The organism is Kitasatospora sp. NRRL B-11411, assembly GCF_000721345.1.
In the GTDB taxonomy this organism is placed as follows: Bacteria; Actinomycetota; Actinomycetes; order Streptomycetales; family Streptomycetaceae; genus Kitasatospora; species Kitasatospora cineracea.
In genome coordinates this window covers 1-8,687 of sequence record NZ_JOGH01000183.1, presented here as the reverse complement: position 1 = coordinate 8,687, position 8,687 = coordinate 1, and the positions used below count along the sequence as shown (strand labels likewise).

General features: G+C 74.0%; 10 protein-coding genes and 1 riboswitch. Of the genes, 3 read left to right on the top strand and 7 right to left on the bottom strand.

The window, feature by feature from the left end:
* Positions 1-25 precede the first annotated feature (25 nt).
* A complete protein-coding gene (locus IH44_RS41990) occupies positions 26-709 on the bottom strand; it encodes an HAD family hydrolase (protein WP_232795249.1) in 684 nt (227 codons plus the stop codon).
* A 205-nt stretch (positions 710-914) separates the two neighbouring features.
* Between IH44_RS41990 and IH44_RS47510 the strand changes: the two genes are divergently transcribed.
* Positions 915-1,316 (top strand): hypothetical protein, encoded by a 402-nt coding sequence (locus IH44_RS47510; protein WP_063759762.1) that lies wholly within the window; start codon positions 915-917, stop codon positions 1,314-1,316.
* Between the two features lie 40 nt (positions 1,317-1,356).
* Here IH44_RS47510 and IH44_RS0137625 read toward each other — a convergent pair whose 3' ends face one another.
* Together IH44_RS0137625 and IH44_RS41985 are read right to left on the bottom strand one after the other, a co-directional pair.
* Positions 1,357-1,551, bottom strand: a complete 195-nt coding sequence (locus IH44_RS0137625; protein ID WP_030464348.1) for a hypothetical protein — start codon at positions 1,549-1,551, stop codon at positions 1,357-1,359.
* Positions 1,552-1,941: 390 nt separating this feature from the next.
* The gene (locus IH44_RS41985) at positions 1,942-2,943 is read right to left on the bottom strand and encodes a phosphatase PAP2 family protein (RefSeq protein ID WP_051818144.1); all 1,002 of its coding nucleotides are present in this window, start codon (positions 2,941-2,943) and stop codon (positions 1,942-1,944) included.
* Between the two features lie 150 nt (positions 2,944-3,093).
* On the opposite strand from IH44_RS41985, the gene IH44_RS0137615 reads away from it, so the two are divergent.
* On the top strand, positions 3,094-3,726 hold the full coding sequence (locus IH44_RS0137615) for a TetR/AcrR family transcriptional regulator (protein WP_030464346.1): 633 nt from the start codon (positions 3,094-3,096) through the stop codon (positions 3,724-3,726).
* Positions 3,727-3,868: 142 nt separating this feature from the next.
* Positions 3,869-4,633 carry a glucose 1-dehydrogenase gene (locus tag IH44_RS0137610; RefSeq protein ID WP_030464345.1) on the top strand — a complete coding sequence of 255 codons (765 nt, stop codon included), beginning with the start codon at positions 3,869-3,871 and terminating at the stop codon, positions 4,631-4,633.
* An 82-nt stretch (positions 4,634-4,715) separates the two neighbouring features.
* Here the strand turns inward: IH44_RS0137610 and IH44_RS0137605 are convergent, their stop codons facing one another.
* The 4 genes from IH44_RS0137605 to IH44_RS0137590 all read right to left on the bottom strand — a co-directional run bounded on the left by IH44_RS0137605 (position 4,716) and on the right by IH44_RS0137590 (position 8,558).
* On the bottom strand, positions 4,716-5,381 hold the full coding sequence (locus IH44_RS0137605; RefSeq protein WP_030464344.1) for an MBL fold metallo-hydrolase: 666 nt from the start codon (positions 5,379-5,381) through the stop codon (positions 4,716-4,718).
* Between the two features lie 66 nt (positions 5,382-5,447).
* The gene (locus tag IH44_RS0137600) at positions 5,448-6,482 is read right to left on the bottom strand and encodes a nucleotidyl transferase AbiEii/AbiGii toxin family protein (protein ID WP_369795047.1); all 1,035 of its coding nucleotides are present in this window, start codon (positions 6,480-6,482) and stop codon (positions 5,448-5,450) included.
* Positions 6,483-6,576: 94 nt separating this feature from the next.
* Complete coding sequence (locus IH44_RS0137595) at positions 6,577-7,440, bottom strand: bifunctional 5,10-methylenetetrahydrofolate dehydrogenase/5,10-methenyltetrahydrofolate cyclohydrolase (protein ID WP_030464342.1); 864 nt, start codon at positions 7,438-7,440, stop codon at positions 6,577-6,579.
* A gap of 24 nt (positions 7,441-7,464) precedes the next feature.
* A riboswitch (ZMP/ZTP riboswitch) is annotated at positions 7,465-7,547 on the bottom strand.
* A 69-nt stretch (positions 7,548-7,616) separates the two neighbouring features.
* Positions 7,617-8,558 carry a Gfo/Idh/MocA family protein gene (locus IH44_RS0137590; protein ID WP_051818141.1) on the bottom strand — a complete coding sequence of 314 codons (942 nt, stop codon included), beginning with the start codon at positions 8,556-8,558 and terminating at the stop codon, positions 7,617-7,619.
* Positions 8,559-8,687: the final 129 nt, after the last annotated feature.

Here is an 8,687-nt window from a genome sequence, read left to right as displayed (position 1 = left end):
GGTCAGAAGAGGGGCAGCAGGTCGGTCAGGGAGGTGATGGTCGGGACTCCGGCGGAGGCGGGGACGGAGGCGGGGGTGGGGACGGGGTGTCGCGGGAGAGGGTGCGGCCGGTGTAGCCGAGGGCGAGGGCGGCGGCGACCAGCGTCGGGTCGTCGTCGACGAACAGGCAGTGGTGCGGGGCGAGTCCGAGCGCGGTGCTGGCGTGGTGGTACATCCGCGGGTCCGGCTTGTTGCAGCCGAGGACGGCGGAGATCGCGTACGCCTCGAAGAAGCGGTCGATGCCCAGGCCCGCGTGCAGGGTGGGGAGGTTGGGCCAGGCGTCGGAGACCACGGCCATCCGGACGCCGCGGCGGGCGAGTTCCTCCAGGGTGGGCAGGACGTCGGGGTAGGTCTCCAAGAGGGCGGCCGGTGGGAGTTCGCGGCGCAGGTCGGCGAGGAGTTCCGGGGTCGGGGGCACGTCGAGGTGGTGGAGCAGCAGGCGGTGGTAGTCGTCGGTCGCCGGGGTCGACGAGGTGGCGGCGAGGAAGCGGTCGCCCGCGGCAATGGCGGCCGCGAACCGTTCGGGGGTGGTGGCGGGTGCGTGGGCCAGGACGGTCGGTTCGAAGTCTGCGCGGGGGTTCCAGCGGCCGCCGATCGGGCGCATCAGGACGCCGCCCGAGTCGAAGAGGACCGCGCGGAGGTCTTCCCGGGGAGTGGGTCGTGTCGTCATCCGGCCCAGTCTGCTCGACGGGTGTCCGGCGGTCGACCCCCCGGCACGGGCGGGAGAGGGCCTGGCCGGCGGCGGTCTCGGCGTCAACTCCTGGCCGTCCGGCGGTAGTTGCGGAGCTCGCCGGAGTACGCCGGGGTGGAACCGGTCGGGCCCCGGTGGCCGTGTTGTCGGTGAGGTGCGGCATGCTCCACGCATGCTTCACGCGATGACCGAGCGCGGACTGTCGATGCGCGACCCCGGGCCGGCGGCCCTGAGCCGGCTGGTGGCGAACATGCAGCGCGGGGACTCCCACCTGATCGTCGAGCGGTTCGGTGCGGACGAGCCGGAGGGCGACTGGTACGCGCAGGTGCGGCTCCAGGAGAACGGCGTCTACCAGTTGGAGTACCGCGACGGGGTGCCCGCCGAGCACTACCGGACCCTGACGGTCTCGCTCCCGAAGGTGGTGAACGCGCTGGTCGGCTGGTCGCAGGGGCGGACGGCGTGGCGGGCCGAGTTCGACTGGAGCAACGTCGGCGCCGAGTTCACTGAGCGCGTCGCGCACGTCGAGCACGTCGAGCACGTCGAGTCCGAGAGCCGCGGCGGGGGCAGTGCGGCGGGCGGCCGCTGAGTCCGCGCGGGGCCGGGGCGGGGCCGGGGCCGGGCCGGGGTCAGAGCATCCAGAGGCCGAAGCCGGCGACCAGGATGCCGGTGGCGATCAGCAGCGGGCCGAGCAGGTGGTCGCGGGGGCGGTCGGTGCCCGGGCGGATCCGGATGGTGGAGGCCAGGCCGACACCGGAGAGCAGGACGCCGAGCGGGGTCAGGACCGCCCAGAGGGCGGGTACGGCGAGGTGGCCGGAGATCATCGGGCCGTCGGCCGGCCGGCGGGTCGGGGGCGCGCGCCGGGCGCTGACGGGGCGTGGGGTGCGGCCATGGTGGGTCCTCCTGCTGGGTTCCGCACGACGCTACCGGGGTGCGGAACAAGACTCCGCCACGGATTGGCAAAGCCTTCACCGCTCCCGCCCGATCACCCCGGAACGACCATCTCTGACGGGCCGTCAGGTTCACTCGGGCGGCCCACCAGCCCGAACACGGGGAGGTTCGATTCCCAGTGAACGCCCAGCGAGTTCCCGGAATTCGTTCATCGGCTTCCGGACGGCCCGCGGGAGCCGCCGCCGGGGACGCAAGAGGCCCCGGTTCCGGCACCACCTTGCCGGGACCGGGGCCGGGGCCCGCGGGTGGGAGGGAGCTCGTCCTCAGCCGACCGGGACGGCCGGTTCGGCGGCCGCCGGGACGGTCGCGGTCTCCTTCGCGGCCCGGGCCGCGGCGCGGCGGGCGACGAAGCGGTTGACCAGGGTGACCATCGCCCAGGCGTAGGCCCAGCCGACCAGGATGTCGATGATGAAGTGCTCGGCGCCGTAGACCAGGGTGAAGGCCATCGCCAGGGGGTACGCGGCGAGCAGGACGCGCAGTCCGCGGCTCGCCCGGGGCCAGAAGACCAGGGCGATCATCATCGGGTAGGCGGCGTGCAGCGAGGGCATCGCGGCGACGTCGTTGGCGAACTTGCTGCCGTTCTCGAAGATGGTGCCGGCCCGGTGGAGGCCGCTGCTGTCGAGGACGGTGGACACTATCCGGCTGACGGCCGGCATGTGGTTCTCCAGCGCGGCCAGCCACGGCGGGTCGGCCGGGTAGAGCACGTAGGTGACGAAGCCGATCGCGGTGATCGCCAGGTAGCAGCCGAGGAAGTGCCGGAACCGGGCGTGGTTGCGCTTCCACAGCACGGCGAGGATCACGAACACCGCGAAGAAGTGCGTCATGTAGACGGTGACGGCCGCGTAGTCGTACCACTGCGGCCGGCCGGGGTGGTACAGCCAGTCCTGCAGGCGGACGGTCCAGGTCTCGCCGAAGCCGAGCACCTCGTCGAAGGCGATCTGCGGGGCGTAGTGCGGTTTCCAGGGGGTGTGCGCGCCGTAGCCCCGGAGCAGGGAGTACGTCCAGACCACGGCCATCACCGGGACCCAGTCCCGCAGGACGTGCAGCCAGCCCTTGCGGCCGCCGCTGTGTACGGAGGCCGCGACCAGGGCGGCGATCAGCCAGAGGAAGACCACGTCGTTGGCGTACGGCAGGCCGTACACCACCAGGTAGCGCCAGAGCGCCACCGCGAACAGCGGCCAGGCGAGGTGTCGGAGTCTGAGCCGGGACAGCAGGTGGAGCGCCAGGGAGCGTGACCGGGCTGCCAGGTGGGACGAGTCGATCATGCGTCACGAAGCTAGCAAGGGCGGCTTGGAGATTCCTCCTGCCGCGCGCCGGGGTTCCCAGCCAGCTCCCAGGCGCTACCCGGACGGGCGCAGCCCCCGCCAGCTGCCCTGATGCTCGACATTAATAATGGCGAGCATTAATGTGGAGGCATGGCAACGAAGTCGACCGGCGGTGACAGCGGCTCCACCCGGGCACTGCTGATCCGTTCCGCCGAACGGGCGTTCGCGGCGCGGGGCGTGCACGGCGCGCAGCTGCGCGAGGTGGTGCGGGGGGCCGGGCAGGCGAACCCGTCCGCGGTGCAGTACCACTTCGGTTCGCGCGAGGGGCTGCTGGACGCGGTGATGGCCGAGCGCCAGCGGCGCACCGAGCAGGCGCTCGCCGAGCGGCTGCCGAAGCCGGAGGGGCGTTCGCTGGGCGAGCTGCTCCGGGCGCTGGTCGACGCGGAGTCCACCGAGCTGCGCACCGAGCGCGGGCGGGACTGCCTGCGGATCTCCACCCAGGTCAGCCACCGCAGCGGCATCCGCGAGCGGCGCCCGCACGCGGGGCTGGCCGGGACGCTGTACTGGCGGCTGATCCTGGCGCTGGAGACGCCGCTGATCCCGCTGGCCCCCGAGCCGGTCCGGCTGGAGCGGATCGACCTGGCGCTGACCCTGATCGGGGCCGCGCTGGCCGAACGCGCCCGGCAGCTGGCCGAGGGCGAGCCCACCTTGAGCGACGACCGGGCGTACCTCGCCGACCTCGTCGCCGTCTGCACCGGCCTGCTGACCGCGCCGGTCCCCTGATCCCCTCCACCCCGCACCCGGCCGACGCGACGGGTGCGGGGCCGCCGGTGTCCGCGGGCCGGATGCCGGCGGGGGACGTACCGATGGAACAACGAGGGCCCACGAGGCCCGTGCCCGCAGGGCGAGTACCAAGGAGCAAGTCATGAGCGAGCTGTCCGGCAAGACCGTCGTCATCACCGGCGGGGCCCGGGGCCTGGGCGCGGAGACCGCCCGGCAGGCGGTCGGGGCGGGGGCGAACGTGCTGATCACGGACGTCCTGGACGCGGACGGCGAGGCCGTCGCCGCGGAGCTGGGCGAGCGGGCCCGGTACCGGCACCACGACGTCACCTCGGAGCAGGACTGGGCGGACGTGATCGCCTACGCGCAGGCCGAGTTCGGGGCGGTGCACGGGCTGGTGAACAACGCGGGCATCTCCACCGGGAGCTTCCTGGCCGAGGAGTCGGTGGAGCACTTCCGCAAGGTCCTGGACATCAACCTGACCGGTGTGTTCATCGGCATGAAGACGGTGATCCCCGCGCTGCGGGCGGCGGGCGGCGGTTCGGTGGTGAACATCTCCTCGGCGGCCGGCCTGATGGGCCTGGCGCTGACGGCGGGCTACGGCGCGTCCAAGTGGGGGGTGCGCGGCCTGACCAAGATCGGCGCGGTGGAGCTGGGCGTGGACCGGATCCGGGTGAACTCCGTGCACCCGGGCATGACCTACACCCCGATGACGGCGTCCACCGGGATCCAGCGCGGCGAGGGCAACTACCCCAACACCCCGATGGGCCGGGTCGGCGAGGCGCCCGAGATCGCCTCGGCCACCGTCTTCCTGCTCTCCGACGCCGCGTCCTACATCACCGGCGCCGAGCTCGCGGTGGACGGCGGCTGGACCACCGGCCCGACCGTCCGGTACGTGATGGGCCAGTGAGCGCGGGCGGTCCGCGGCGGCTCGGGCCGGCCGCGGACCGCCGGGGGGGGGAGGCCGGGAGGCGAGGGGCCGGGGGCCCGGTTCAGTCCAGGACGGCGGACTCGCCGAGCGCGATCCGGGCGTAGCGGGTGGCGGACTCCCCCTCCAGCCAGCCGTCGAAGTTCTCGGCGCCGATCGGGCTCAGGTTGGCGTCGTGGATCGGGAAGGCGCGCTCCGGACGGACGGCGCGGACCATCTCGATCGCCTCCCGCAGGCTCAGCCACGGGCCGGAGGCGGGGAGCAGCAGGGCACGGACGTCCTCGGCGCGGCCGTCGTGGCCACGCGGGACGTGCAGGGAGTCTCCGGGATGGTAGACGCCCTCGACCAGGTAGCCGAGGTTCGCGCAGTCCGGGTGGGCGTCGATGACCTGGGCGTGCCGGCCGCCGACGGCGCGCACCGCGAAGCCGCCGGCCTCGAAGGACTCCCCCGTGCGGACGGCGGTGGGTGCGGGGCCGGCCAGGGCGGGGTGGGCGGCGAGTTCGGCCGCGAGCTCGGGGTGGGTGTACACCTCCAGCTCCGGGTCGGCGGCGCGGGCGGCGGCCAGCAGCTCGGGGTCGAGGTGGTCGGCGTGCGCGTGCGTGTAGAGCACCGCCCGGACGCCGTCGAACGCCTTCGGTTCGGTCCAGCACCCCGGGTCGATCAGGACGGAGCGGTCTCCGTCGGGCGAGTCGATCCGGACGCAGGCGTGGGCATACTTGGTCAGACGCATCCGGCCAACGTAACGCCGGGGGCGGCGCGGGCGCTTCCCTTTTTCGGTGCGGCAGTTGACGGGGCGTCAGTGCGGTGCGGCGGTGGCGGTGGCGGCGAGCGCGGTGCGCAGGCGGGCCAGCCAGTCGGCGGCGGTGCCGTGGATGCCGGGGTGGGCGGCGCGCAGGGCGTCCCAGTCGGCGGGCGGGACGGCGGGGCGGAGGGTGCCGGGGTCGCCCGGGTGGCCGGGGTGGCCGGGGTGGTCCGAGTGGCCGGGGTGGCCGGGCTCGCGGGCGAGGACGCGGTGCAGCAGGGCGGGGTCGAGGGTGTGGGCGCAGAGTTCGGCGAGCAGGACGGCGTCGTACAGGTCCTTGGCGCGGGCGCGGGTGCCGTCGGCGTGCAGCCAGAGCAGTTTCCAGGCGAGCGAGAGTTCCCGGCTCGCGGTCCGCACGGTGGTCGCGCCGGTGCCGTCGCCGCGCGGGACGGCCGTGCGGACGGGCGGTTCGGGCAGCCGCTCGTCGCGGGCGAAGTCGACGGTGACCTCGCCCTCGACGGCGGCCCCGCCGTCGCCGCCGCACTCCGCCGTCCAGCGCAGGGCGACCCGTACGCCGGGCCGGCCGTCGTCGTACGCGTAGGCCCAACTGCCGTTGGTGCGGACGGAGTCGGGGTGGAGGGTGATGCCGGGGGCGGGGCGCGGGTGGCGGGTGACGAGCCGGCGGAGCGTCTCCTCCGGTCCCTCGTCCTCGGGTTCGTCCTCCAGCACCCAGGCGAGGCCCTCGGGCGGGAGGCGGACCCGCAGGCCGCGGGTGTCGAACTCCTCGTGCCGCCAGATCTCGTACCCGCCCGCGCCGTCCGCGGCCTCGGGCCACTGCTGGGCGGCCGCCAGGTCGGGCAGGTAGGGGTACGGATCGAGCTCGTCGACGGGGACGAGCCGGGACGGCAGCACGATCCAGTCCAGGTCGGCGGGCTCGCGGGCGGCCTGGCCCACCCAGGCGGGCATCACCATGCTGCCGCGCAGCACCAGCGCCTCGGCCCACGGCGAGCCGGCGATCAGCGCGAGCAGGTGGTCCAGCACGGCCCGCCGGGCGGTGCGCTGCTGCGGGGTCTCGCCGTTCACCGTCACTCGTCCGTCTCCGCCGGGGGTTCGTCGGGGGCGACGGTAGCGGGCGGGTCGGACAGCCCTCGGGCCGGGCGGGGCCGGGGCTGTCCGAACGGGATCAGTCGAGGCCGAGTTGGCGGGTGGCGGCCCGGACGGTCTGGGCGAGCAGGACGGCGATGGTCATCGGGCCGACGCCGCCGGGGACGGGGGTGATCAGGCCGGCGCGTTCGCGGGCGGACGCGAAGTGGACGTCGCCGGTGTTGCCGGGGTTGTAGCCGGCGTCGACGACGACCGCGCCGGGCTTGAGGTGCTCGCCGCGGATGAAGTCGGGCTTCCCGACCGCGGCGACCAGGACGTCGGCCTCGCGGAGCAGGGCGGGCAGGTCGCGGGTGCGGGAGTGGCAGTAGGTGACGGTGGTGTCGCGGCCGAGCAGGAGCAGGCCGGCCGGTTTGCCGAGGATGGCGCTGCGGCCGACCACGACGGCGTGCTTGCCGCTCAACTCGACCCGGTACTCGTCGAGCAGGCGCATGATGCCGCCGGGGGTGCAGGAGACGAAGCCGGGCAGGCCGAAGCCCATCGCGGCGAAGGAGTGCGTGGTCACGCCGTCGACGTCCTTCGCGGGGGCGATCGCCTCGAAGGCCGCGCGTTCGTCGAGGTGCGGGCCGACGGGGTGCTGGAGCAGGATGCCGTGGACGTCCGGGTCGGCGGACAACTCGCCGATGGTGTCGACGAGTCGGGCGGTGCTGGTGGCGGCGGGGAGGGCGAGGTGGCGGGAGCGGATGCCGGCCTGCGTGCAGCGGTTGCGCTTCATCCGGACGTAGGTGACGGAGGCCGGGTCCTCGCCGACCAGGACGGTGGCCAGGCAGGGGGTGGTGCCGGTGCGCCGGTGGAGGGCGGTGGCGGCGGCGGTGGTCTCGTCGGTGAGGCGGCGGGCGAGGGCGGTACCGTCCATCAGGCGGGCGGGGCGGGGGGATCCGGTCACGGGTGCGGCTCCTGGGACTCGGGGTGAGTTCGCCCAGGCGCGCGGCAGCGGTTGGCTCGGCCGCTCCCCGGTGGTGCTCCACCCGTGCGCCAGTCACGGCCTGCGGGCATCGTAGCCGAGCCGCCCCGCCCGCGGGTGCGGGCAGGGCGGACGGAGAGACGGGGGACGGATGTCGGTCAGGCGGATCCGGATTCGGATTCGATGCGGTTGACGATGAGTTCGCAGAGTTCGTGGGTGCGCAGGGCGTCGGTGGCGTCGAGGGTCTTGCCGGCGCGGAGGGCTTCGAGGAAGTGCAGGACGACCTGTTCGATGCCGCGTTGGCGGGCTACGGGGACCCAGTCGCCGCGGCGGCGGATGGTGGGCTGGCCGCGGTGGTCGATGATTTCGGCGAGGTTGTGGACCTCGCGCTTGGAGTCGGCGCCGGAGACTTCGAGGATCTCCTCGGTGGAGCCGGAGACGCGGTTCATGATGCCGAGGGCGGTGAAGCCGCGGCCGGCGAGGGTGAGGACGACGTGTTCGACCAGGCCGTCGCGGGTGCGGGAGCGGACGTCGACGTGCTCGATCTCGCCGGGGACGAGGAAGCGCAGGCTGTCGACGACGTGGATGAAATCGTCGTAGACCAGGGTGCGGGCGCGTTCGGGGAGGCCCTCGCGGTGCTTCTGCAGGACGATCAGGTCGCGCGGGCGTTCGGCGGCGAGCAGGTAGCCGGGGGCGTGGCGGCGGTTGAAGCCGACCAGCAGGGAGCGGCCGGTGTGGGTGGCGAGGTCGGCGAGGCGGCGGGCGCCGTCGAGGTCGTAGGCGAGCGGTTTGTCGACGTAGACGTCGACGCCGCGGGTGAGCAGTTCCTCGACGATCGGGACGTGCTGGTCGGTGGCGGCGTGGACGAAAGCGGCGCGGATGCCGGAGTCGATCAGTTCGCCGAGGTCGGTGGTGCGGAACGGGATGCGGTGGGCGTCGCCGATCCGGTCGAGCTTGGCCCGGTCGCGGGTCATCAGGCGCAGGTCGAGGCCGGGTTGGGCGGTGAGGACGGGCAGGTAGGCCTTCTGCGCGATGTCGCCGAGCCCGATGACGCCGATCGGGATCGGGGGCGCGCTGCGGTCGGTGTCGTGATCGCTCATCGGGCACTCCTGCGAGGGTGGGTGGTGGTCGTCCCTGACCACCCGGCAGCATATGCCAGGACGGGGTTGAGCAGTCAGGACGCGGGGGATCGGCCGATTCGCGTCGGTGCGGGGGCGGACGGGGGCGGG